Here is a 25,152-nt window from a genome sequence, read left to right as displayed (position 1 = left end):
TCGTTTCGCCTCCTTAGCTACCTGTACTTTGATATTTGGTCATGCCAAATTGCCAGAAACGCAGACTTGCAGCCAAACTTAATACGGCAACCGCCGCAACAGCAACAAGAATCCACGCTCCTCCTTCACCCCGTAACAGGTAAAGTGACGGAATGTAGTTGACAAATCCCACGGGAATCACCGTTAGCAGAATGCCAGACATCCATTTGGGATATAACGTTAGCGGATATTGGGCAGCCGTTCGTGCGGCATCTTCAGTGATCGTCTGTAATTCCTCAATACGTGTGGTCCAGAATCCGAGTGTGGCGGTAGCAAGTCCGATGGAAAAGAGAATGACTGCGCCCGTCAGAATAATGAGCAGGGAGAAGGGAATGGCGATCCAGCCAATCTGTCCGCTATGCATCATGCCTGCCACTGACCAGCAGAGAATGAACCCGCCTTGCAGGACTTCCCCAGCCATGATGCGGAAGTTTTGCGGCAGCAGTGCTAGCAATACGGGCATGGGACGTGTTAACAGTTGATCAAGCTCACCATTAACCAGATATTTTTCCAGATGATGAACTTCGTTTCCGAACGTTCGATACAGTGTTTTGGATAACGTCATGATGGCAAAGAGATAACCGATCTCATGGAGGGACCAGCCTTTAATTGCTCCGAATTTGTGCAGCACGAGAGCAACCATCAGAAACTCGGAGATCTGAATTAAAGCGGCCAGTACGGACGCCATGATGAAATTGAACTTGTATTGCATCCGACTGCGGATGCTTGTTCGAATGAGCATTTTATATAAATTGAACCAGGAAGTTCGCTTCATCCGCCTTGTACCTCCACTTTACGACGTAACACTTGGGTGATGGCAAGACAGATCAACGTCATAAAGACACACCAAAGCAAGGTTCCCCATAACAAGGAGCCATCTTCGAAACCAAGATAGATTCGGGTAGGTACATAGAGCAGGAAAGGGTAGGGTGATATCCAGGCAAGTTGTTCAAGCCAGTTCGGTAGCCATTCCAGCGGAATGAAAAAACCAGCCAGCAGATTCATCATCGCGTGATTGCCCCAGTGAAGCCAAGAGGACTCCGTGGTCCACATCGACGTGGCACCAATGATGTAGTTCATACAGATGGATAAGTATGCGGCGCCGGCAAGACCAAGTGCGGCATAGAATAGTGTTGAAACGTCTGAGGGCCAATGCAGGGAAAAGACAATGGAGAAGAGCAGGTAGATCGGGATGCTTTTGTACACAAACTGGTAGGCAATCTGCCCCCATTCGCGTGCCATCAGGTGGGTGAACAGATGAACAGGCCTCATCAGATCCAGTGCGATCTGCCCTGTCCTGACGGATAAGGGAATACCCAATCCGTTCGTGAGAAAACCCGAGATCCAGAGAGAGGATTGCGTGAACGCAATGTAACTGATCATCCCCTGTGTCCCATATTCTCCGAGAGTATGGTCGGCCCCGATGCCGATCCAGAGGCAGGCATACATGTAACCAAACATGGCGCTTGCCAAGTTATGTACCATGTGTGCCCCGCGGTATTGCAGATTCCGGGAGTAGGCTTTGGAAGCCAGAGTGAAATAAAGCATGTGACACCTCCGATAAGTGGATTGAACGGCGTTTCCGTTCACTTCAGTCAAGGCGAAAAAGAGAGAAGGACAACAGCATACCAATTTATTCCTTCACAGGCAAGACATTTTTTTAGCTAATAATGGTATTAACAGGGGTGTTCATGATTGCGCCACAAGACAACGGTCTGTCCGTTCATTTATAATTGAGAGGTAGTATCGCAAACGTTTACAATGTTAAATATTCAAATTTTAAATAAACCGCCGGGCTTGTGCTTGACGATTGAGGATACAGAACGAACAATCCGGCAAGAGAGAAGGATGTCATGAAGAAAATTGCATGGGTCACCGATAGTACCAGTACACTGGATCCCGTTTTTGCGGAGCAAAATCATATCTACATCGTACCGCTGCGCATCGTATTTGGAGAGGAATGTTACCGGGAAACCGATGACATTACATCTGAAATGTTCTATGAGAAACTTGCGGAGGCTTCACGTGCGAGCAGTTCGCAGCCACCCATTGGCGAATTCATTGAACTGTATGAATCGCTCAAAGACAAGTACGATGAGATTATTACGATTCATTGCTCTACAGAGCTTAGCGGAACGCTGCATACGTCCATGCAGGCTGCAGAGATTGCAGGAGTGACGGTGACCGCAATTGATTCGAAGGCAGGTGCCTATCCTCACCGTGAGATGATTATGCAAGGACTGGAATGGCAGAAGCAGGGATGTTCAGCTGCCGAGATCAAAGTAAACATTGAACAGATGATTGATAACATGTCCTTTTACCTCATACCGGCCAGTCTTCAACATCTTCACCGCAGTGGCCGGGTGTCGGGCACACAGTTGATCATCAGTCAACTGCTCAAGATCCATCTGCTGCTTCGATTTGAAGAGGGCAAAGTGGTTGTGAATGAGAAAATTCGCACGTTCAAGCGGACAAAAGAGCGCATGCTGGATATGCTCAAGCTGGATATGGAGAAAGTAAAGCATGTGTGCATTATGCATGCCAACAATCAGGAAGAAGCCGTCACGATCAAGAAGCAGATTGCCAATCTGCTCCCTAAATTAAAGACCGAAATCATGCCGTTTATCCCTGTGGTAAGTATCCATGCAGGTGCAGGAACCATTGGACTGTGCTGGATACACAGCGAGAACGGATACAGAGACTAGACGTATAAGCACTCATCTATAAACGCTCATAGACCTGTCAGGAAACACACTTGATGTCAAAGTGTTGCTCCTGTCAGGTTTTTTCGTATGTCATTGCCAATTCAAACAAACTGTGAGGTAATAAAGAAAACTGTTCATGTTGGAGGGAAACATGTGTTAAGTCACCGCTTGTTGCTTGTTGAAGATGATCGTTCAATTAGTGAGATGGTCGGGCCATACTTGGAAAAAGAGGGCTACGACGTCACTTATGCATATGACGGCTTAGAGGCAGAACGTCAGTTCAGCCAGTCACAACCCGGGTATGATCTGGTTATTCTGGATCTGATGCTGCCCCGCAAAAGTGGGATGGATGTGCTGCAAACCATTCGGGCAGTCAGTCTGGTACCTGTGCTCATTCTGTCTGCGAAGGATGGGGAGGTGGACAAAGCGTTAGGTCTGGGGTTCGGTGCAGATGATTACTTGAGCAAACCTTTCTCGTTAATCGAACTGACTGCCCGCATCAAAGCTGCGATTCGCCGCGCCAATTATACCACTCCGCCTGTGGCTGAAGTGGCTAAAGATCAGCGTATTCACATTGGAGGACTCGTAGTTGACATGGAGACGTACGAGGTGGAGCGTGAAGGTACACCCGTCAAACTGACATCCAAGGAATTTGGCATTCTGAAGCTATTGGTTACCCATCCTGGCAAAGTGTTCACTAAGGCGCAGATCTACGCTTCCGTCTGGAACGATCACTATTATGGAGATGAAAATATCATTAACGTACATATGCGTCGTCTGCGTGAGAAGCTGGAGGCAGATCCTTCGGCTCCCCAGTATATCAAGACACTCTGGGGCATCGGGTATAAGCTGGAGGCGGAGCAGGGATGACACTGATTTTTGCCATCACGACGGGTATTCTGGCCATTGCCTTCATTGTATTGTGGTTGAAATTCCGGAAACGCACCCAACACCTGTCCTATATTCATCAGAAAATATCCGCTATTTTGGATCAAGGCACCTTTGAGCGTTTACTCGTATTCAATAGTGATGACCAAGTCAGTCAGCTTTTGAAAGACATGAACCAGCTGCTGGATCATGCCCACCGCGCTAAGGCCGGTTATGCGAACCAGGAGAAGGAGATGCGTAATATGCTCTCCAACATTTCGCATGATCTGAAAACGCCACTCACCGTTGTGCTGGGTTATAGTGAGACCTTGCTGCACAGCCCATCATTGACCGATCAGGAGCGGAAGATTATGACGGAGAAAATACAAGATAAGGCGCAGGAAGTGCTGCGTTTGATCCATTCCTTTTTTGATCTGGCAAAGCTGGAATCTGGAGACACGGAGCTAGTACTTAGTCGGGTGAATTTAAGTGAATTATGCCGGTTGAAGATGCTTTCCTTTTATGAAATGTTGACGAATCTGGGATTGCACGTGGAGCTAGAGATACCTACTGGTGATATCTTCGTGCAAGCGAATGAAGAAGCATTGGACCGTGTGCTGGATAATCTCATTACCAATGGAATGAAATACGGGGCAGAGGGTAAGGTACTGGGACTTTCAATTGATCATTCGATAGGTGGACCTGTGACGTTACAGATCTGGGATCAGGGAAAAGGGATTCCTGAGAGCGAGCATAGCCGTGTGTTTGAACGCATGTATACACTGGAGGATTCCCGCAATCGACTCTATCAAGGCAGTGGCCTGGGTCTGACCATTACGAAACGGCTAGTTGAGCGGATGGGTGGAAGTATTCACTTGCATAGTGTGCCACATCAACGGACTGTATTCTCGGTTACCTTAAAGGCTTGGTAGACCCTGCGTTGGCGTGTCCGGTCAGACTTAAGGTTTTTGTAAGATTTGATTAATAAAAAAGAAGACTTTTCTCTTTACAATATAGATATAGGAACCCGGACAGGGGACGTAAAGGAGAACAAGGACGATGAATTATATCGCACGAACAATAGATGTGACCAAAGTATATGAAGGGGTGGAGGTTGTATCCAACGTCAATATGAATATCAAGCAAGGTGAGATCTATGGATTCCTCGGTCCGAATGGTGCTGGTAAAACAACCATCATGAAGATGCTCACCAATCTCGTCAAACCAACCACAGGGGAGATAGAACTGTTTGGGGAGAAGCTAACGCCGACCTCCTATGAAGTGCTGAAGCGAATGGGCAGCATAATTGAATATCCTTTTTTCTACGATAGGCTGTCTGCTCGCGAAAATCTGGAGCTTCACTGTGAATACATGGGGTTTCACAACAAAAAAATCATCAACAATACGATGGAAATGGTAGGGCTGAAGGATACGGGCAAGAAACCGGTCAAGGACTTCTCCTTGGGCATGAAGCAGAGGCTGGGACTGGCTCGTGCACTTATAACCACACCTGAACTGCTCATTCTGGATGAACCGATCAACGGATTGGACCCTGTAGGGATCCGGGAGATGCGAGATTTGTTCAAGCGCCTTAGCAATGAGTATCGCATTACCCTGCTGGTCTCCAGTCACATTCTTGGCGAGATAGAGCAGATTGCGGACACAGTTGGTGTCATTCGCGGTGGTCGCTTGGTGGAGGAAGTATCGATGGAGAGCATTCGTGGAAGTCAAAATGAGTACATCGAGTTACAGGCGGTGGATATCCGCAAAGCGACCTATGTCATTGAACACCAGCTTGGTTTGAGTAATTATAAACTGGTTGATGACCAAACGTTACGCATCTATGATCCGGGAATCATTCCATCGGAACTGAACACCAAGCTGATCCAACACGGCATTGAGATCGAATCGATATCCAAACGGGCTCATTCCCTGGAAGAACACTTCATGAAGCTTGTGAAAGGGGATGAAGACGTTGCTTAAACTAATCAGACTTGAGATGCGGAAGCACCGTTTTGCACGTAATTTTGCAGGAGCAGGTATTGCCAGTATAGCCATTCTTCTTTTCCTGATCATGATTGGATTCGTGGATGTGGGAGCAGAAGATTATGCCTATGCCGATTACCAGACCGCCTTTATGATTATCGATACGTTTGTGAGAGCGACCTTTATCATATTTGCAGGGGCTTTATTATCCAAGCTGGTGATCAGTGAGTATAGAAATAAAACGATGAACGTCATGTTCACCTATCCCATCCAGCGTCATAAAATCATCGCTGCCAAATTGCTTATCGTGTTTGGTTTTACATTTGTGATGATTATGGTTACCGATCTGTTGATGGGTTCACTGCTGTTGATTGTTAATCAATTCTACTCCTTCATTCCTGAATCACTGACGAATCGGGATATATTGGGACTTCTGGTGAAGTACAGTATAAGTTCTTTATCGGCTGCGTGTATGGCACTCATTCCCCTATTCTTCGGTATGCGTAAGCATTCTGTTACAACTACAATGGTCTCGTCCATTTTGCTGGTTTCGATTGTCTGCTCCGGATTCAACGGGTCGGAAGTTTCCATTCATTCTCTTATTATTATTCCTCTGACCCTTGGAGCAATAGGGATATGGATTGCTTCGATGTCCATGGTTCGTCTGGAGACAAAAGATGTGAACTGAATCATTCGGAAAACCATGCTCTGTATGGCTTCAGATGCCATTGACATCCGCTCGTACAAGGGATAGGATAATGTCAACTGAGACACGAAGGAGAATGCAACTACCATGACGATTCCAAAAACATTAACAATAGCTGGTTCGGACACGAGCGGCGGTGCAGGTATTCAAGCTGATTTGAAAACTTTTCAGGAGCTGGGTGTGTATGGCATGACCGTACTGACTACGGTTGTGGCAATGGAGCCCGAAACATGGGATCACCAGGTCTTTCCTGTTGAATTAAATGTGGTTGAAGCGCAGCTTCGCACGGTTCTGGACGGCATCGGTTTCGATGCAATGAAGACAGGTATGCTCGGTTCTGTAGATATTATTGAACTGGTAGCAAAACATATTCGCCGCAGCGGTCTGCCACAGATCGTTATCGATCCGGTAATGGTCTGCAAAGGTACAGACGAAGTACTGCAACCGGAAAATACGGAAGCGATGATCGAATTCCTGTTGCCAGGTGCTGATCTGGTTACACCTAATCTGTTCGAAGCATCCCAACTGGCGAAGAGCGGACCTATTCGCTCCAAGGAACAAATGGAAGCAGCGGCAGCAGCAATTCATGCCCATGGCTCGAAACATGTTCTGATCAAGGACAGAGGTGTCATTAGCCCGGGTAAAGCAATGGATCTACTCTATGATGGAACCAACTACGAATGGTTTGAAGCCGATGTTGTCGGCTCCGGATATACTCATGGTGCGGGCTGCACAACGTCTGCGGCGATTACCGCAGGATTGGCTCGTGGTCTTTCAGTGAAAGAGGCTGTTCGTGAAGGTAAAGCCTTCGTGACCAAAGCGATTGCCGGCGGATTCCCGCTGAACCGTTTTGTTGGCCCTACACTGCATGTGGCACACCGTCTGGAGCAACAACGTTAAAGTGTTGCCAGGGAGCGCGCAGTAGCGCATCAATTCTGGATAACACACTTCGATTTCATTCAAGTAGCTGTCAATGAGCTGGAGCTTGCTCGTTGACGGCTTCTTTTTTTATGCGAATTTTTATAAAAATTAGTAACTTTTGGCTTATATTAATCGTATATATCATGGGAGCATTCCAAAACATGTGTGGACACATGAACGACACATGGAATAGGTATGTTATCATCAGAAATCTAAAAGGAGAGTCGGCCATGATCAGAACAGTGCTTCTGGTGGAAGATGAAAGCCGCATTCGTGAGATTGTGGCCGATTATTTCATAAAAGAACAATGGAACGTCATAGAAGCAGAACATGGAGTACAGGCACTGGAACTGTTGGCTCTGCATGAGGTGGATTTGGTTATTCTGGATGTTTTGATGCCTGAAATGGATGGATGGACGTTATGTGGGCATATTCGATCCCAATCCACCGTACCTATTATCATGCTGACTGCACGGTCTGAGGATGACGATAAAATTCATGGATTTCAGCTGGGCGTAGACGATTACGTTACCAAGCCGTTTAGTCCACGTGTGCTGGTTGCACGTGCAGAGACATTAATGAAGCGTGTTGAAGGTGCATTTGGACGAGAGCAGGGTGTGATTCGCTTCGGACAGGTAACCCTTGATCCATGGGCCAGACGTCTGGAGAAGGACGGAATTGAAGTGGAACTTGCACCAAAGGAATATGATCTGTTGCTTTATTTGGTACGTAATGCAGGCATTGTGTTGTCCCGGGATGCCATTTTGAATCGGATCTGGGGATTTGATTTTGAAGGGGACTCACGTGTTGTAGATACCCACATCAAGAAGTTGCGCAGCAAATTGGGTGATGAAGCCAAGTGTATCCGGACGGTGATTGGTACTGGATATCGTTTCGAGGCAGAAGCATGAGAAGAAATGGCGTAACGATGAAGCTTTTCCTGGTCATGGCAGGATGTCTGGTACTTCTATATGGGACGACGGTTTTTGCTCAGTTGGTCTGGTTCCCCGACTTCTATCAGCATCAAAAGGTCAGCAGTATGAAGAAAAAGCTGTCCAAGTTCGAACAGCAATACTCCAATGGGCATTGGAGTGATTTACAGCTAGCCAAGGAGACCGGGAAGTTCATGCGTCAGAATCAATCACATCTGGTCATTTTGACGAATACCGGAAGATTGGTTAATGACCCGTTCCACATTACGTTGCTTCAAGAGGATGGAAGTCACGTGAAAGTGTCCTTGTCCTTGTTTATCAATAGTGAGAATGCTGGCTGGATCACATCCCATCTGAAATATGGGCAAGAACTGACGGTGAAAGGTCCGGCCAGCGAATCCATGGTCTATCCATTCAAAATCCAGGATGCCACTTCTGCCGCATGGGGAACAGAAAGCTTTCAGGAATCAATTGAACCGGTAAAGGAATGGTCAGGCGTATTGACCGAGGTCGTTCTTCCCAATCTGGCAACGTGGAGTCAGAGGCAGGGACTGCTGGTGCAAGCCCTGGATAGTCGGTTCCCGTTGTCCACCGAAGACCAACTGGCGTTGGCGAATGGCAAAATGCTCAATGAAGAATGGATGGATAGCTGGAGCGGTGTTCGCAATGTCATCACCATTGCTCCAGTGCATCGTTCCGGACCCGAGCAGCAACTGATTTTCTCGCTCACCTCTCTACAGGAGATGAGGGAAGCGAATGAGGCAACACGTTTGTTCTATGCGTATTTCGGCATAGGGGCATTTATATTGATTCTGTTGCTGGCGTTACTCCTGTCCCGAATTGTAACGAAGCCGCTCTTGGCCTTGAACCATGTCGCGAAGAAAATGTCTACGCTGGATTTCACGGTGAAATCACCCATCCGGCGTAATGATGAGATCGGCAGTCTGTCTAACAGCCTTAATGCCTTATCGGGAACCTTGGGTCAGACACTGGAAGAGCTGAGGCAGGCCAACACGCAGATGCGTACAGATATGGAAATGAAGCAGGAGATTGAACAGCGTCAGCGCAAGTTTTTTGCCGATGCATCACATGAACTTAAGACTCCAATCAGCATTATTAAGGGATATTCTGAAGGGCTGAAAGATGGCGTGAGTGAGAGCAAACGGGAGCGTTACATTGAGATCATTGCCGATGAGGCGATCAAAATGGAAACGATGGTTGAAGAGATGCTGGATCTGGTGCGACTGGAATCCTCAGCGGTTCAATTGAATACGGATGCTGTTGCGCTGGCAGACATGATTGAAGATATCGCCGGCCGTCTGGGCCCGCAACTGAAGGACAAAGGATTGGATGTGGTGCTTGTATCCACAACAGAACAGACGGTTGAGGGTGACCGAAGCAAGCTGGAGCAAGTTATTTTCAATATCATGATGAATGCTATACGTCATGCGATACCACATACCGATATAACTATTGAGATCAGCAGGCGTGAAGGTTTTGTCCATATTTCCATTGAGAACAAGGGCGAGCAGATAGCTGAAACTGAGCGGCAGTATATATGGGAGAGGTTCTATCGGGTAGAGCGCTCACGTAATCGTAAAATGGGGGGGACCGGGCTTGGTCTGGCCATTGCGAAGCAGATTCTTGATCTGCATGGGTGCAGTTATGGAGTGGAGAATACACCGGATGGAGTCCGTTTTTATATTATTTTTCCTAAAGCCTAGTACGAAAGGGAGTCAAATCTTATGAAGTCTTTACCATCGATTTTAACCTTGGGGAATCTGAGTTCAGGCATGCTGGCAGTCATTATGGCTATTCATGGTGAATTTGCCCTGGCTGTGATGATGATATGGGTAGCGATGTTCTTTGATCTGTTTGACGGGTATGCAGCTCGTAAATTGCATTGTGAGGGTGAGTTCGGCAAGTCCCTGGACTCGCTTGCGGATGTAGTTTCATTCGGAACAGCGCCCGTGCTGATTCTGTACCTGAATTCCATGATTGAAGTGAGTGTGCTGGGGATGGCACTGACTGCATTGTTTCCGATTTGCGGTGCTTTGCGTCTGGCCCGTTATAACTGTCAGAAGACACCAAGCAGTGGTTTTGTCGGAATGCCGATTACATTTGCGGGAGGTCTGATGTCCTTTTTCGCACTCTGGAGTCCTTATTTCACACATGGTGTAGCCTATCTTGTCATTATTGTATTATCCGGTCTCATGGTGAGCCAAATCCGATTCCCGTCTCTAAAACAAGTGTTAGCCTCACATGAGAAGGATATTGTGGAACCGAAATAAGGAGCGAGTCAGTATGGAATTTGCAAAAGAATTTATTGGTCAATATGGTTATTTCGCAATATACGGACTACTGGCTCTTGGCGTTATTGGCATGCCGATTCCGGATGAGGTGATGATGACTTTTGTCGGTTATCTCGCCTCCATCTCGGTATTGAATTACTCCGTATCCATCGCCGTCAGTTTCGGTGGCGCATTTACCGGAGGGCTGCTTAGCTACATGATTGGCAAAAAAGCGGGCAGGCCGCTGGTTGAAAAATACGGCAAGTGGGTCGGCGTTAATGCCAAACGATTCAGCAGGGTGGAGTCGTGGTTCCTCAAATATGGGTATTGGTCCATCATCCTGGGTTACTTCATTCCAGGCATTCGTCATCTGATGTGTTGTTTCTCCGGGATTAGCAAGATGGCAATTGGCAGGTACGTAGTTGTGTCGGGCATTGGTGCATTCGTCTGGTGTGTTGTCTTTATCTCGATTGGTTTTTATGTTGGCGTGTTAACTTAAAATGGGACAGCCTTTTGTAACAACAGGCAAAGATCGAAGACCTCTTGAGTGTAAGGTGGTCTTTTTTTGTTTTTCTATGAGTTTAGCGAACTTGAATGAGTAACGGCTACGGACGGATAACTTTGTGAAAATACAAAAAGCCGCTCTGACCATTTCCAACCTTCGCGTTGAAGGAGAGAATGGATCAAAGCGGCGTGTGCTTCACGACCAATATATTACATTTCTAAAGCAAGTATAGCTTTAAATACGGAATGATTTCAATACCTTTCAAACAGTTACCCACTTAAATGAGATTCTTCAATTCCTCTTTCAACTTGTTTTTCCCCTTTTTTGCGTGCAAAGGTGATTTTGAGGAGTGGTGGAGTAACCAGTGTTGTTACAATAACCATGATCACGACGCTGGTAAAGTACTCTGAATCAAGCAATCCGGAAGCAAGTCCCGTTGAAGCGATAATGAGCGCAACTTCACCTCTTGATATCATTCCTGAGCCAATGGCCAATGAAGATGACATATTAAATCCGGTCAGTCGGGCACCAGCTCCACCACCGATAAGTTTGGTAACAATGGCGATAAGACTGATAACGACAATAAACCAGATTTGTGAACCCACACCATCAAAGGTGACATTTAAGCCAATACTTACAAAGAAAACTGGAACAAAAATTCCGTAGGCGATCGGTTCCAGTTTGGTTTCGACTTCATGTTTGAAGTTAGTTTGGGAGATGGCGATACCAGCGGCAAATGCACCGATGATTCCAGCAACACCCATCCACTCTGCAAAGTACGAGAAGCCAAAACAAATAATCAATCCCGCAGTAATGACGGTCTCGGTAACTTTCAGTGGTGCCATCCACTTCATGATGCGTGGAACAAGGAACCAGCTGGCAACGATGATGATCACAAAGAACAACAGCTTTTTACCAATAAGCAGAGAAATCGAAGTGTCTCCTCCACCAGTACCCAGCAAGCTCATCATAACGGCAAGAATGACAACGACCAGGACATCATCTACGACAGCTGCCCCAAGGATTGTTGTACCCTCACGCGAGCTGAGTTGATCCATATCTTTCAGTGTCTGAACCGATATGCTGACGGAAGTGGCACAGAATAAAAGTCCAAAGAACAGCGCATGTGTCTGTGACATACCAAAGGTTACGGCCGAACCGTATCCTCCGATAAAAGGCAAAATAATACCGCCGACTGCTACGGCAAAGGCCGCCTTCCAGTTTTTCTTTAACTGCTCCAGATCGGTTTCCAGTCCGGCAATGAACATTAACAGCAATACCCCGATCTCAGCCATATAATGCACGAAATCACTTTGCTGAACCCAACCGAGAATTGCAGGTCCGAGGATGACACCGACAATCAGTTTCCCCAAAACGGATGGCTGACCCAATCTTACGGATAGATCACCAGCGAGTTTGGTAAAGATTAAAATAAGTGCAAGAACCAAAATAAATTCCATAGGTGTTCTTCCCTCCAGTAGTAGCGTATATAGGGTAACCAACCCAAGGGCGATCCATCCTCCGCTTCAAACAGACAAAAAGGCACAGAACGGCATTAACAGAGTGCCGTTCTGTGCCTGAAAAAGACAAAGAGGGGCCCTTGGTGACAGGCTCCTCCAGTTTCAACGCGTATGTGATTAATTGCATTAATTATACCACAAATGAAGGATTCGGTAAATGGGAGCCGGATTGGATTTGAGTGAAAATAGCCGCAAAGGGGCATTTTATAGGGGAGTGAAGCGGTTTTTGTTCAGAGTGTTGTCACTTAACAGCCCGGAATTGGCGAGATATAATGATATAGAACATAGAAGTTAGGATATGAGGAGGATTTTGCATTGGGCAAAAATAACAAAGGGGAGCCGAACATTCAGTCCCCGACGAGTAATAAAAATTTCGCAGGCATCATTATCACGATTTCCATTCTCGCTAATGTCATTATTTTATTATTGTTCTTCGCACCGTCGATTGGTTACAAAGGTGATGTAACCTTTGATATTACGGTGTTGCCGCGGTTTAATGCCGTGTTTAACAGCTTTACCTTCATCTTCCTGCTCGCAGCGCTTATTGCGATTATCAAGCGGAATGTGAAGCTGCACAAACGATTTATTCTTGCTGCATTCTCAACGACACTGTTATTCCTCGTGACCTATCTGACGTTTCATTACCTCTCACCAGAGACGTCCAAATACGGCGGCGAGGGCATCATTCGTTCGATCTATTTCTTCATTCTGATTACCCATAGTATACTGGCGGCCCTGATTGTTCCATTGGCGTTGTTCACACTTGTGTGGGGTTGGACGAATCAATTGAAGAAACACCGCAAAATTGCACGTTGGACGATGCCAATCTGGCTGTACGTCAGTTCTACAGGTGTCGTGGTATACCTGATGATGGCACCATATTATTAATGTGATGAACGTTTCACTGTGCTAATTAGTTTGACTTGTGGGTAATGTTTCCATGGAAGGAGGGTTCACGTTTATGTACAGAGTTGTTTTGATTCGCCATGGACAGAGCATGTGGAATGTAGAGAATCGTTTTACCGGATGGACTGATGTGGATCTGACGACGGATGGTTACGCAGAAGCACGTAAAGCAGGGAAGATCATGAAGGAACAGGGATTTGATTTTGATTACGCCTATGCATCCGTGCTGAAACGTTCTATCCGAACACTCGATATTGCGCTGGATGAGATGGACCTCATGTGGATTCCCATTACGAAGACCTGGAAGCTGAATGAACGCCACTATGGTGCACTGCAAGGACTGAACAAACAGCAGACTGCTCTGAAGTATGGGGAAGACCAAGTAAAGGAATGGAGACGATCCGTTAGCGTATCTCCCCCGGCACTGGACGAAACCGATGACCGATATGTGCAGGATCTGGACAAGTACAAGCGGCTCGGATGCACCATCCCTTTTACGGAGAACCTGATGGATACCTCGAAGCGTGTACTGGAGTACTGGAATGCGGAGATTAAACCGATGGTGTCTGCTGGCAAAAGAGTGCTGATCTCTGCGCATGGGAACACGCTCCGTTCACTCGTCATGCATCTGGACCAATTGTCCGAAGCAGACGTGATGGCGCTCAATATCCCGACAGGCATTCCACTTGTCTACGAATTGGATGAAGATCTGCATCCCATCGGACACTTTTATCTGACCGCCGATGGTTCGACCTACAAACATGAAGAAATGACCCATGTGGCAACGCCATCTGATTAATTGGACATGGACATTTGTCTTGATTGTACGAAAGCTTGTATGATTTATCTCGTTGGGTTGATGTTTCAACAGGACGATTGGAAGATGACCGCTGAATTGAATTCGGAGGTCATCTTTTTTTCTGCGATCAAGCCTGTACTTCGTTTCGTTTTGTTCCCACAGGGTAATTGTCAAACAAGACACGATGTACATTTATCCTGAAGGAGGAGAAACACATGTCTAAAAGAAGAGGAATTATCATGACGGCTATCGGTGCAGGTGTGACTTATCTGATGAGGAACAAACAAGCAAGAGATAAGCTGTTTAGCACTGTCTCGGGTATGATGAAAAACTCCAATTCATCCAATGGAACAAGTAAAACCAGACCACGTGTGGAAGTGAAATAGATTGCGATAGTTCGTTTATCGCTTGAATTAAAAGGATGATCATGAGAAACCTGGAGATGAAGTCGTTCCAGGTTTTTTTGTGCAATCAAAAGCAATTCCTTGCTTTTGTGTGTAATGCGATTTTTGGCAGCAAGAATGATACAATGGATACTTGCAGGACGTATGGAGGGAGATGCACATATGAAGAAAAATCGTCTGGGTACATCCGAACTGATGGTGTCTGAGATTGGGCTGGGATGTATGTCACTTGGAACTGAAATGGAGCACGCTGTGGGCCTGGTTCATGAGGCTCTGGATCATGGGGTCAATCTGTTGGATACAGCCGATCTGTATGACGAAGGGCGTAATGAAGAGATTGTAGGACAAGCTATTAAAGGGCGTCGGGACCAAGTCATTGTGGCGACCAAAGTAGGTAATCGTCGTCTGCCTGGCAAAGAGGGCTGGTCATGGGACCCGTCCAAAGCCTACATTAAGCAGGCTGTACATGAAAGTCTGAAGCGTCTGCAGACCGATTACATCGATCTGTATCAGCTGCATGGCGGGACCTTGGACGACCCCATCGAAGAGACGATCGAAGCGTTTGAGGAACTGAAGAAGGAAGGACTTATCCGATATTACGGAATTTCCTCCATTCGTCCCAATGTGATTCGGGAGTATGTAAAGAGGGCAGCCATCGTCAGTGTGATGAACCAGTACAGCATTGCTGACCGCAGAGCGGAAGAAGAAGTGCTGCCTTTATTGGAACAAAAGGGGATCAGCGTAATTGCCCGTGGGCCAGTAGCTAGCGGTGTGCTTGCCGATTCCGGATCTGCCAAGGCAGACAAAGGTTATCTGGACTACACGCCAGAGCAACTATATACCATTCGGCAAGGGCTAAGTCGTCTTGTTACAGACCAACGGAGCATGGCTCAGACGGCTATTCGCTACGCGTTATCCCATCCTGCCGTAGCAGCTGTTGTCCCTGGTGCCAGTTCAAGAGAACAGTTGCTGCACAATATTGCAGCTTCGAATTCGCCTGAACTCACCGCTGCGGAAATTCAGGAGATACGAGAACTCAGTCCCGCTAATCTGTACAAGCAGCATCGTTAACTCCATTAAGCCTATTTTCAATTGTAACTATACGAGGTACAATGAAGATCAGCCAAAAAAGGAACATATAAGGGAGAGAAGACATATGGAAAGAATTCAAAGTGAACAGCAGTATTTGGATACAATTAACTCTGATGGTTTTACCGTCATTAAATTTGATACAACCTGGTGTCCGGATTGCAAAAACCTGGATCGTTTTATCGGGGACGTTATCGACCAACATACGGACAAAACCTTCTATGCGCTGGATGCAGAAAAGTTCCAGCCGTTTGCTGAAGAGAATGGTGTACGCGGCATTCCAAGCCTGCTCGTCTTCCAGAACGGCAAGAAAGTCGCACATCTGCATAGCAAATGGGCTAAAACACCTGCTCAAATCTCCGAGTATCTGGAGACGCTTGAATCCAAAGTTTAAGTGTACAAAGGCATTAGCAGGTTTGACTAATTAATTTAGCTAAGGAGACCTCTTCTTGTCCTGCGACAGGAAGGGGTTTTTCTGCTTCATCCCAGCACGCATGATGTGCATTCAAATGTGCATTTGAATAACTGAAGTTGAGAAACAACGCTTGTTTAGAATTTGTTCAGTGCTCCCATGTATACTGTGAGAACAAACTGAATATTTGGAGTGAACAAGATCCGTATGAAGAATGAAATTTTTGAAGAAATGCACCAATTAAGTCACAATGATGACCGAAGATACCGGTTGTTGATGATCGGGGTGAAGCAATTGCTGCAGGAACAAAAGGAGAATAGATATAATCTGCGTGAGAGATTGAAGAGTCGAAAGAAACACCGGAACTTTCAAGTAAAAGAGTGGTATTAGACAGGCTTCTTTTCAGAAGTGAACATAAATATGGTTGTCCATGATACATAGTAAACCTAGTCGGCATCACAAGTGAACCAACCCAGCAAAGAAGGAAGTAATGAAGAATCAGACTTCTTCTAATTACGGGTATTGCTGTCTCTGAAGCAGCAACAGAAACAATAGTTCAGAATATAAAATATGGCGGCCTCGCTTCCCAAGGGAATGTGAGGCCGCCATTGATTTTGCCTGTCTAATTACTTGAATTGTAATACTTACATCAAAATAATAAAGAACACGGCTGCCAAGACAAAGCGATACACAGCAAAGACGGTCAGGCTCAATTTTTTCAAAATGGACAGGAACGTCTTGATTGCAAGCATGGCGACGATGAAAGCAGCGATGAATCCAATCGCGAAGATTGGGAAATCACTGCCGTTCAGGTGATCGATACTTTTGTACAGGTCATATCCCGTAGCACCAATCATAATTGGCACAGACACGAGGAATGTGAACTCCGCAGCGGCTACACGGCTTACCCCTGCAAAGAGACCGCCTGAGATCGTTGACCCGGAACGAGAGAAGCCTGGCCACAATGCCAAGATCTGAAATATACCCACCGCGAATGCCTGTTTGTAGGAAATATCATCGACATCATGGGTAGTAATCCGCCCACTCTTCCGACTCCAGCGTTCGGCTACGATCATCAATATACCACCTATAACGAGGCTGTACAGCACGGTTTCCGGACCAAACAAATGTGCCTTGATCCAGTCGCGGAATACAAGTCCGATGACTACGGCAGGAACCATCGCTAGGAAGATATGTCCCAGATTGAGGCGGCGGGAGTAAGGTCTGCTCCCTCCGGTGAAGCGGAACATATCAATGAATTTGTTCCAGTACAGTACAACAACAGCAAGTACAGCTCCGAGTTGAACAACCACCTCAAACGTTTTGACTGACTCGTTGTCCTCCGATAAACCCAGCAAGTGGGCAGTCAGAATCATGTGTCCAGTAGAGGACACGGGCAAAAACTCAGTCAAACCTTCGATGATGCCCATAATAATGGATGATATAATGTCCAATTCTCTTCCTCCTTGAAATGCAGGTGACAGCACAGGCTGTCCTGCTTGACCATGCCTGTTCATTTGAACAAGGCTATCACCTATTATGATCACAAATGCACTCAACTTCAACTTATGCTTGTAACCATTTGTTTAAAACTATATTGACAAAAACCTAGTTATCCCATAGGATATAAATTAACTGACTGACTGATCAATCGGGAGGGTTACATGAATGACCAAAATTAACGGTTTGGAACCCGGTGAAGAACGCCGGGACCAAATAATACGCATAGCGATGGAGCGTTTTGCAACCCAAGGCTACCATCAGACGAAAATTTCCGATATCGTCCGCGAGGCTGGTGTGGCGCAAGGGACATTCTACTGGCACTTCAAGAGTAAAGAAGCCATTGCTTCAGAGATTGTCTTAACGGGCAAGGAGGAGTTACTTGAGTCGATTGGACAAGGGTACCGCAAGGATGCCGGATCGGTAGAAGATATGGTGAAAGCATCGGAAAGGCTGTTCACTGACCTGTTCATGTTTGCCGCGCAGAATCGTTATTTTATGGAACTGTTACTCAAAGGCATCGTGACGGAAGAATCCGTACAACGCCTGATTGAGGAGACACGTAATGCTGTGGAAACTGCGTTTCGTCACAATATGGAACGTGCCATCGAACTCGGCATGTTGCCTAAGGGCATGGATGTACCGCTCCGAGCAGCGTTATTGGTAAGCATGATTGAAGGCATGATATCACGCTGGTTGTTCGGTTCCGATGAGTTGCACAGCAAGTTCTCAGCCATGACAGCTTCATCGCTGGCAGCTGAGGCAGCAAGCTTTGAGTTTTACGGACTACTGGGCACATAAGATTCACATGATTAAACAAATAGCAGGGAATAATGGGTACAACTGCGGTTTAGTCACAATAAAGTAACCCAATGTACATCCAGATTAATACACGACTGAGAGGAAGTTAACGTAATGAACAACACATATGGATCGAAAACTCGTAAAGGCTGGTCTTTGACAGCAATTCTGCTGATGACCGTGCTGGTACTTAGTGCTTGTGGTAAAGCAACAGATGGTGGAAGCACAAATGGTGCACAGGCAAGTAATGAACTGGAGCAGATCAAGTCGGCTGGCGTTATCAAAGTGGGCATGATGGGCACATACGCACCGTACAACTTCCTGAACGATAAGAAAGAAATGGACGGCTACGATGCTGATATTGCACGTGAAGTTGCGAAGCGTCTTGGGGTTGAAGTTGAATTTGTATCTCAGGAGTTCTCCGGTCTAACACCAAGTCTGCAAGCGAAGAAGCTGGATGCGATCATTAGCCAGATGACGATTACCGATGATCGTAAGAAAGTACTGGATTTCAGTGATCCGTATATTACGAATCAAGTTAAAATTATTGTAAAAGAAGACAATAACGATATTACCAAGCTGGAAGACTTCAAAGGAAAAACGATTGGCGTTGGTCTGGGTACAAATGATGAATCATATCTGCGTAATGAAGTGTTGCCAAAAGTGGGAGACTTCACGATCAAAACCTATGACGATGTCATCTCTTCACTCAAAGATCTGAATGCTGGGCGGATTGACGCAACAATCAACAATATGTACGCTCTGAAACCGATTGTGGATGCCAACGGATTGAATATCAAAGCTGTAGGTGAAGCTATTAAGAGTGACCAGGCAGGTATTGCTGTTCGCAAAGACAATCCGGAACTCGTAGCAGCACTGAATGATGCTCTCAAAGGCATGAAAGATGATGGCACGTACAATACCATTTTCAAAAAATGGTTTGGTGAAGAGCCTGCGCAATAATGAACCTGCAAGGCGAAGGGAAGATTTGACCCATGGAACTAGTATTTGAGAATATCCCCTTCTTTCTGAAGGGGGCTTATTATACGCTGTATGTAACTGTGATCTCCATGTTTTTTGCGTTCATCATCGGGGTGCTTGTTGCGATTGCTCGTCTGAAGGGACCGATTTGGCTTAGGTTGATCGCAAGGTTTTATGTATCCATCATGCGGGGAACCCCGCTGCTGGTGCAATTATTCGTTATTTATTACGGATTGGTCGATTATGGAGTGACCTTGGGATCGCTCACCGCAGCGTGTCTGGGACTGAGTCTGAATGCAGGTGCGTTTCTATCGGAGACGTTCCGTGGAGCCATTCAGGCTGTGCCTAAAGGACAGACAGAAGCTGCATATGCAACGGGAATGACCCCGGCTCAAGCGATGAGACGCATTATCTTCCCGCAGGCTGTGCGCATTGCGATTCCGCCGATGGGGAACACCTTCATTGGCATGTTGAAGGAAACATCACTTGTGGCGGCGATTGGTGTTACCGAGTTGTTGCGTTCAGCACAACTGCTGGTATCACAATATGCATTGAACATGCCATTTTATCTGGCGATTGGTGTGATCTACTGGATCATGAGTATCGGCTTCTCGGCCATTCTGGAACAAGTGGAGCGCCGGTTGGCCCGGGCTTACTGATGGGAGGAGAGAACCGATGATTACAACAACTGGACTTACCAAACGTTTTCAGAAAAATGAAGTACTTACGAACATCGATCTTCATGTCGATGCCAAAGATATTGTTGTATTGCTCGGCCCAAGTGGTTCAGGCAAAAGTACCTTGCTGCGCTGCCTGAATGGACTCGAAGAGTTGTCCGGAGGACAGATTGAAGTGAACGGCATTGTGGTTAACAGCGCAGATCCGCTGCGAGTCCAGCGTGCGCGGGTACTGGAGATTCGTCGCCAGACCGGCATGGTGTTCCAGCAATTCAATCTGTATCCGCACAAGACAGTGCTGGGTAATGTGATGGAAGGTCTTGTTACGGTGAAAAAAATCAAACGTGACGAAGCGGCTGAACGCGGCCGGATTCTTCTGGATCGAGTCGGCTTGTCGGACAAGCAGGATGCGTATCCATCCCGATTGTCCGGTGGACAACAGCAGCGGGTCGCCATTGCGCGTGCACTCGCGATGGAGCCGGAAGTGATGCTGTTTGATGAGCCGACTTCAGCTCTTGACCCTGAATTGGTCGGAGAGGTACTTTCCGTCATGAAGGAGCTTGCAGAGGAAGGTATGACGATGCTGGTTGTGACGCATGAATTGAAGTTTGCCCGTAATGTGGCGAACAAAATCGTCTTTATGGCGGACGGGTCAATTGTGGAAGAAGCAAGTCCACAGGCGTTCTTTGAACAGCCGAAGCAGGAACGCACCCGCCGTTTCTTGCAACAGATTACTGAATTTTGATGAAGATAACAGCGATCGGAAGATTATTCTGTCATCTGAGTGGCAAGTGCAAACCTTTTCGCTTGAACTTAAACTATTGTAAGAAAGAAGGATAACATCATGAATGTAACAACCGTATGGAAAGGCAAACGTGCGTTTACTTCCGAAGGACCCTCTGGCTACGCGGTTGGCATGGATGCCACTGCTGCTTATGGTGGTGACAGCAAGGGTGCGACCCCGATGGAATTGTTACTGGCGGGTCTCGGCGGCTGTATGGGAATCGATATTACGATGATTCTGGACGCTTTCCTGGACAAAATTGAGTCGATTGAGATTGAAGCGCAAGGCACACGCAGTGAAGAGATGCCCAAAGGCTTCACATCCATTGATCTGATCTTCAAAGTCGATGGCGATATCCCGGATTATCGCATCTGGAAAGCCATCCAGATGGCTGAGGAAAAATATTGTGCAGTTTCCGCTTCGCTGAGCGCCGATATTCATCCTAAACTGATCCTCAATGGGGTAAGTACACCTCGTCCTTAATAACATATGAGTAAATCTCTGATACTGAGAAGGCACTTCCAATCGTGGGAGTGCCTTTTTTGGCTTTTCCAACACTTCAACAGGGATTTCGCCCATCTAGGAGTCACTAAACTTCCGTCAGTAGAAAATAATTCGGTAAGCCCGGTCGCCATGTTAATGGCGGCCTCTTCTACTAGAGGTAGGTTGGCTTACAGCCTGGCAATATAGTACCCATTGCAATGACAATCCGAATTCTGACGGTTATGTGGTATGATTAATTCTGAGGACAGAACATCCTGATCCTGTTGTTTATATGTAAGCGCTTATACAGATGACGGAAGGTGCAGACATGTTTAAAAGGCTGATACGAACCACTAATAATCTCAAATTAAAGCATAAATTGCTCATTTCCTATGTACTGGTTGTCATGATTCCGGTCCTGATTGTTGGTCTTGCTGTGACCAGTTATTTTCGCCAGCAAGCCCTGGACAATGCGATAGGACAGACGATCATCAATGTAGACAAGATCAAGAGCCAGACGGCAACCATGCTGCGTGTACCAACCGATATATCCAATCTATTAATGTTTAATGCGGATCTCAAGGAGATCGTGAATAAGCGGTACAAGAGCGTTGTGGAGCTAACCTCAGCGTATCTTGCATACAAAGACTTTCAGGAGTACAGGCGTTTGTACCGTGAGATAGCCGGTATTCGTTTTTACTCAACTAACCCAACATTGATCAACAACCTCGAATTCATCCCGGTAGACAAGCAGACGGAAGAGAGCTACTGGTATCAACAGGCACTGAAAACAACCAGCATCGGGTGGTTCTACATTCCGGACAAGGAAGATAATCCTGTACACAAGCTCAGCCTGGTGCGCAAAGTACCTTTTGCCGAGTATCGGACCGAGGGCGTATTGATGATTGTGATCAATCAGGATGAGCTGAATGGATTGTTGCGTCAGGAACAGTTCGAGACGATGATTACGGACGAGCAGGGTTATGTGGTTGCAGCCAAGAATACCGAGCTGGTGGGTAAAACGCTGGATGAGCTTGATTTTGGCGTTGATCTGCAGAATCAGGCGAAAGGCACCATAGAGGGTGATTTCCGGGGGGAACCATCTAATATTGTTATTGATGAGCTGGGCCCTGGATCAAGTATGAATAGCCTGAAGGTGATTTCGGTTTTTGCCACCAAAAATATCGTCAAAGACGCCAACACCGTCAGCTTGATCGGCATGATTTTTATTATACTTGTGCTGGTCATTGCCCTACTTTTCGTATATATCATCTCGTTCCTCACTTCGAACCGATTGCTCCGGCTGAGTAAACACCTCAACAAGCTTGCACTAGGAGACCTGAACGTGACGTCAAGGATTGATGGAAACGATGAAATTGGACAACTGTCACGACAGTTCAACTATATGGTGAAAAGTATCAATGAACTCATGACGCAGGTGGTAGAAGCGACCGAACAGAACAATCAATTGGAAATCGCCCAAAAAGAGATTAAACTGAAAATGATGGCGAGCCAGATCAATCCCCATTTCTTGTTTAATGCACTGGAGTCCATTCGGATGAAAGCGCATATTAAGGGAGAAGCAGAGATTGCTAACATCGTCAGGCTGTTAGGCAAGCTGATGCGCAAGAGTCTGGAGATTGGCAGTGGAAAAACAACCTTCCGGGCTGAACTTGAAATGGTACGTTCCTATTTGGAAATTCAGAAATTTCGTTACGGCGACCGCCTTGCATTCCAGATCCATATCGATCCCGAGGTGGAGAAGATGTACATTCCGCCTTTGATTATTCAACCTTTGGTTGAGAATGCGATTGTCCATGGTCTGGAGAACAAAGAGGGTACAGTCCGTGTTCATATAAGTATTCGTTTAGTAGAGAACATTGTGCAGATCCGTGTGGATGACAATGGTGCAGGCATAACGCCAGAACGACTGGCTGAGGTGATGCAGTTTATCTGTGGACCGGAGGAACAGGAGAAGAGTCGGATCGGCATGCGTAATGTACATCAACGCTTAACATTGACGTACGGGGAGCCATATGGATTACAGATTAAGAGTGTATATGGGGAAGGAACCGAGGTTTCTTTCACTTTGCCAGCAGGAGGGGACCAACATGTATAAAGTGTTTTTGGTGGATGACGAACCGAGCATACGTGAGGGACTGACAACCATTATCGAATGGGAAAAATACGGATTCCAGGTCATTGCTACAGCTGCCAGCGGGCGTGAGGCCATCTCCCGGTTTGAGGAATTGGAGCCTGATCTGACGATTATTGATATTCGCATGCCCGGTATGACCGGGCTGGATGTGATTGAAGAAGTGCGCCGGAATCATCCGGATTCGCACTTTTTGATATTGAGTGGTTATGCGGATTTTGATTATGCCAAGAAAGCCATCAGTTTTGGTGTGGATGGTTATCTGCTCAAACCGGTGGATGAAGAAGAGATCATTGGTGAACTTGAGCGGATTGCTACGATCCTGACCCGTGAACGGGAGACAATGGCACGTCAAGCTGGTGAGGATACCGTCTATCGGGAGCATCAGATTGAGGCTTTGCTCTTTGACAGTCTGGAGGGTGCGGGCAGCATGGAAGAAGATAGCCTGGGACTGCACTGGCCTCACTATCAGATTGTACTGTTTGAGATGCATGCGGCCCCCGACCTGCAACGGGGAAGTGTTATGAAACGCAAACTGATTGAAGCATTTGACCAGAAAGAACGAGGCATTGTATTCTCGTTCCATTCAGGTCTGGGACTGTTAAGTAAGGAAACAATCACATCCGAGTCATCTGCAAGAAATCTGTATGATGAGCTGGAAGGACTTCTTGGAGAATGGGAGGTTCACATGTATGGTGCTGCGGGAGAACCTGTACATTCCACTTCTGAAATTGCGCGGTCATACACGCAGGCGAATCGTTTACTCGGGGAACGCTTTTTGTTCACGGAGCAACGCATCATTCTGTGGACTGAAGGTAGCGAAGGCGAAAGCGTTGTTAAACCAGAAGTTGAAGCTGTGGACGGAGCACATGAGCCAGTTGAGGATGAACTCGCGGACAAGCTGTATTATGCGTTAGACATCCGCAGTAGTGAGTCCGTTATGCGGGTGCTGGGTGAGATGGAAGAGCGCCTGGTTCCATATCACCGAACAGAGCAAGCGATCAAGACGGCGTTCTCACAGGTATTTTCCCTGGCGTTCAACAAGCTTGCAGCGACGAATCAACATATGCACTCCATTATGCAGGAACATTCGGTTCTGATTAATGAAGTCTATCATCAATTTACGATGTCTGATCTCAAAGTCATGGCATCAGAACACTTGAATCGACTTATTCAACGTATGGGTGGGGGAAGCAAGGATACTGTATTGAAACAGATGATTGAATTTATCCAGCGTAACCCTGGCGAAAATCTCAAGCTCGAAGTACTGGCAGAAGTGTTTAACTATAACAGCAGTTACTTGGGTAAGTTGTTTAAAAATCATACTGGAGAGTATTTCAATGCATTTCTGGACAAGGTTCGTATGGAAAAGGCCAAGGAATTGCTGGATGAAGGACTGAAGGTCCATCAGGTCGCGGCGAGAGTGGGATATGCAAATGTGGACTACTTCCACGGTAAGTTCAAGAAATATGTAGGGGAATCCCCATCCGCTTACAAACAGGCCAGAACCCATTCATCAATTAAAGGAACGGCTACAGATATAAACGAGGAATAAGTACGGAGTGCTGGGCTTTGCCCCTGCCTATTGTGTAAAACGTTTTCGATATTCCTGAGAAATTTCCAGATTCATCATATTGTCCATGCACTTCCCATGATAAGCAATGGTCACCGAATGCTTCACATTTTAGA

27 protein-coding genes are annotated in these 25,152 nt (G+C 46.5%); 23 read left to right on the top strand and 4 right to left on the bottom strand.

Annotation, left to right across the window (positions count from 1 at the left end; genetic code table 11):
- Positions 1 to 13: 13 nt before the first annotated feature.
- Positions 14 to 814, bottom strand: a complete 801-nt coding sequence (locus EL84_RS10315; RefSeq protein ID WP_047841615.1) for an ABC transporter permease — start codon at positions 812 to 814, stop codon at positions 14 to 16.
- Positions 811 to 1,587, bottom strand: a complete 777-nt coding sequence (locus tag EL84_RS10310) for an ABC transporter permease (RefSeq protein ID WP_036606839.1) — start codon at positions 1,585 to 1,587, stop codon at positions 811 to 813. The genes EL84_RS10315 and EL84_RS10310 overlap by 4 nt, the downstream gene beginning before the upstream one ends.
- 305 nt (positions 1,588 to 1,892) lie before the next feature.
- Here EL84_RS10310 and EL84_RS10305 point away from each other — a divergent pair, with 305 nt between their 5' ends.
- The 10 genes from EL84_RS10305 to EL84_RS10255 all read left to right on the top strand — a co-directional run bounded on the left by EL84_RS10305 (position 1,893) and on the right by EL84_RS10255 (position 10,946).
- Positions 1,893 to 2,744, top strand: coding sequence for a DegV family protein (locus EL84_RS10305; protein ID WP_047841614.1), 852 nt, complete (start codon positions 1,893 to 1,895; stop codon positions 2,742 to 2,744).
- A gap of 153 nt (positions 2,745 to 2,897) precedes the next feature.
- Positions 2,898 to 3,614 (top strand): response regulator transcription factor, encoded by a 717-nt coding sequence (locus EL84_RS10300; protein ID WP_282320191.1) that lies wholly within the window; start codon positions 2,898 to 2,900, stop codon positions 3,612 to 3,614.
- On the top strand, positions 3,611 to 4,543 hold the full coding sequence (locus EL84_RS10295) for a sensor histidine kinase (RefSeq protein WP_047841613.1): 933 nt from the start codon (positions 3,611 to 3,613) through the stop codon (positions 4,541 to 4,543). Before EL84_RS10300 ends, EL84_RS10295 begins: the two co-directional genes overlap by 4 nt.
- Before the next feature lie 127 nt (positions 4,544 to 4,670).
- Positions 4,671 to 5,594 (top strand): ABC transporter ATP-binding protein, encoded by a 924-nt coding sequence (locus EL84_RS10290; RefSeq protein ID WP_047841612.1) that lies wholly within the window; start codon positions 4,671 to 4,673, stop codon positions 5,592 to 5,594.
- A complete protein-coding gene (locus tag EL84_RS10285) occupies positions 5,587 to 6,285 on the top strand; it encodes an ABC transporter permease (protein ID WP_047841611.1) in 699 nt (232 codons plus the stop codon). Before EL84_RS10290 ends, EL84_RS10285 begins: the two co-directional genes overlap by 8 nt.
- Before the next feature lie 105 nt (positions 6,286 to 6,390).
- A complete protein-coding gene (gene thiD / locus EL84_RS10280; RefSeq protein ID WP_017692191.1) occupies positions 6,391 to 7,203 on the top strand; it encodes a bifunctional hydroxymethylpyrimidine kinase/phosphomethylpyrimidine kinase in 813 nt (270 codons plus the stop codon).
- A gap of 251 nt (positions 7,204 to 7,454) precedes the next feature.
- Positions 7,455 to 8,135 carry a response regulator transcription factor gene (locus EL84_RS10270; protein WP_036606855.1) on the top strand — a complete coding sequence of 227 codons (681 nt, stop codon included), beginning with the start codon at positions 7,455 to 7,457 and terminating at the stop codon, positions 8,133 to 8,135.
- Positions 8,132 to 9,880 carry a sensor histidine kinase gene (locus EL84_RS10265; protein WP_047841609.1) on the top strand — a complete coding sequence of 583 codons (1,749 nt, stop codon included), beginning with the start codon at positions 8,132 to 8,134 and terminating at the stop codon, positions 9,878 to 9,880. The genes EL84_RS10270 and EL84_RS10265 overlap by 4 nt, the downstream gene beginning before the upstream one ends.
- Before the next feature lie 21 nt (positions 9,881 to 9,901).
- Complete coding sequence (gene pssA / locus EL84_RS10260) at positions 9,902 to 10,447, top strand: CDP-diacylglycerol--serine O-phosphatidyltransferase (protein WP_036668080.1); 546 nt, start codon at positions 9,902 to 9,904, stop codon at positions 10,445 to 10,447.
- 13 nt (positions 10,448 to 10,460) lie between these two features.
- Positions 10,461 to 10,946: a DedA family protein gene (locus EL84_RS10255; protein WP_036606861.1), complete on the top strand. Its 486-nt coding sequence runs from the start codon at positions 10,461 to 10,463 to the stop codon at positions 10,944 to 10,946.
- Positions 10,947 to 11,221: 275 nt separating this feature from the next.
- Here EL84_RS10255 and EL84_RS10250 read toward each other — a convergent pair whose 3' ends face one another.
- Complete coding sequence (locus EL84_RS10250; protein WP_047841608.1) at positions 11,222 to 12,412, bottom strand: cation:proton antiporter; 1,191 nt, start codon at positions 12,410 to 12,412, stop codon at positions 11,222 to 11,224.
- Positions 12,413 to 12,787: 375 nt separating this feature from the next.
- On the opposite strand from EL84_RS10250, the gene EL84_RS10245 reads away from it, so the two are divergent.
- From EL84_RS10245 to EL84_RS10225, 6 genes are all read left to right on the top strand, one after another.
- Positions 12,788 to 13,360: a DUF420 domain-containing protein gene (locus EL84_RS10245; protein ID WP_074096493.1), complete on the top strand. Its 573-nt coding sequence runs from the start codon at positions 12,788 to 12,790 to the stop codon at positions 13,358 to 13,360.
- Between the two features lie 73 nt (positions 13,361 to 13,433).
- On the top strand, positions 13,434 to 14,177 hold the full coding sequence (gene gpmA, locus EL84_RS10240) for a 2,3-diphosphoglycerate-dependent phosphoglycerate mutase (RefSeq protein WP_047841607.1): 744 nt from the start codon (positions 13,434 to 13,436) through the stop codon (positions 14,175 to 14,177).
- A 215-nt stretch (positions 14,178 to 14,392) separates the two neighbouring features.
- The gene (locus EL84_RS32245; protein WP_017692200.1) at positions 14,393 to 14,563 is read left to right on the top strand and encodes a hypothetical protein; all 171 of its coding nucleotides are present in this window, start codon (positions 14,393 to 14,395) and stop codon (positions 14,561 to 14,563) included.
- Positions 14,564 to 14,743: 180 nt separating this feature from the next.
- Complete coding sequence (locus EL84_RS10235) at positions 14,744 to 15,652, top strand: aldo/keto reductase (RefSeq protein WP_047841606.1); 909 nt, start codon at positions 14,744 to 14,746, stop codon at positions 15,650 to 15,652.
- A gap of 85 nt (positions 15,653 to 15,737) precedes the next feature.
- Positions 15,738 to 16,064: a thioredoxin family protein gene (locus EL84_RS10230; RefSeq protein WP_047841605.1), complete on the top strand. Its 327-nt coding sequence runs from the start codon at positions 15,738 to 15,740 to the stop codon at positions 16,062 to 16,064.
- Between the two features lie 225 nt (positions 16,065 to 16,289).
- A complete protein-coding gene (locus EL84_RS10225) occupies positions 16,290 to 16,472 on the top strand; it encodes a hypothetical protein (RefSeq protein ID WP_036606873.1) in 183 nt (60 codons plus the stop codon).
- Between the two features lie 254 nt (positions 16,473 to 16,726).
- Here the strand turns inward: EL84_RS10225 and bacA are convergent, their stop codons facing one another.
- Entirely contained in the window at positions 16,727 to 17,536 is an 810-nt protein-coding gene (gene bacA / locus EL84_RS10220; RefSeq protein WP_017692204.1) for an undecaprenyl-diphosphate phosphatase, read from the bottom strand.
- Between the two features lie 214 nt (positions 17,537 to 17,750).
- Here bacA and EL84_RS10215 point away from each other — a divergent pair, with 214 nt between their 5' ends.
- From EL84_RS10215 to EL84_RS10185, 7 genes are all read left to right on the top strand, one after another.
- Complete coding sequence (locus EL84_RS10215) at positions 17,751 to 18,383, top strand: TetR/AcrR family transcriptional regulator (protein ID WP_047841604.1); 633 nt, start codon at positions 17,751 to 17,753, stop codon at positions 18,381 to 18,383.
- A gap of 114 nt (positions 18,384 to 18,497) precedes the next feature.
- The gene (locus EL84_RS10210) at positions 18,498 to 19,346 is read left to right on the top strand and encodes a substrate-binding periplasmic protein (protein ID WP_047841603.1); all 849 of its coding nucleotides are present in this window, start codon (positions 18,498 to 18,500) and stop codon (positions 19,344 to 19,346) included.
- A 32-nt stretch (positions 19,347 to 19,378) separates the two neighbouring features.
- On the top strand, positions 19,379 to 20,023 hold the full coding sequence (locus EL84_RS10205) for an amino acid ABC transporter permease (RefSeq protein ID WP_047841602.1): 645 nt from the start codon (positions 19,379 to 19,381) through the stop codon (positions 20,021 to 20,023).
- Positions 20,024 to 20,039: 16 nt separating this feature from the next.
- The gene (locus EL84_RS10200) at positions 20,040 to 20,786 is read left to right on the top strand and encodes an amino acid ABC transporter ATP-binding protein (RefSeq protein WP_047841601.1); all 747 of its coding nucleotides are present in this window, start codon (positions 20,040 to 20,042) and stop codon (positions 20,784 to 20,786) included.
- 99 nt (positions 20,787 to 20,885) lie between these two features.
- Positions 20,886 to 21,308: an OsmC family protein gene (locus EL84_RS10195; protein WP_036606882.1), complete on the top strand. Its 423-nt coding sequence runs from the start codon at positions 20,886 to 20,888 to the stop codon at positions 21,306 to 21,308.
- 328 nt (positions 21,309 to 21,636) lie between these two features.
- Positions 21,637 to 23,427, top strand: coding sequence for a sensor histidine kinase (locus tag EL84_RS10190; protein WP_047841600.1), 1,791 nt, complete (start codon positions 21,637 to 21,639; stop codon positions 23,425 to 23,427).
- A complete protein-coding gene (locus EL84_RS10185) occupies positions 23,420 to 25,018 on the top strand; it encodes a response regulator transcription factor (protein WP_047841599.1) in 1,599 nt (532 codons plus the stop codon). The genes EL84_RS10190 and EL84_RS10185 overlap by 8 nt, the downstream gene beginning before the upstream one ends.
- Positions 25,019 to 25,152: the final 134 nt, after the last annotated feature.

It is taken from the genome of Paenibacillus sp. VT-400 (assembly GCF_001029205.1).
GTDB classification, from domain to species: domain Bacteria; phylum Bacillota; class Bacilli; order Paenibacillales; family Paenibacillaceae; genus Paenibacillus; species Paenibacillus amylolyticus.
Note: the sequence above shows the minus strand (reverse complement) of the source record. Positions and strands in the feature narration are given on the sequence as shown.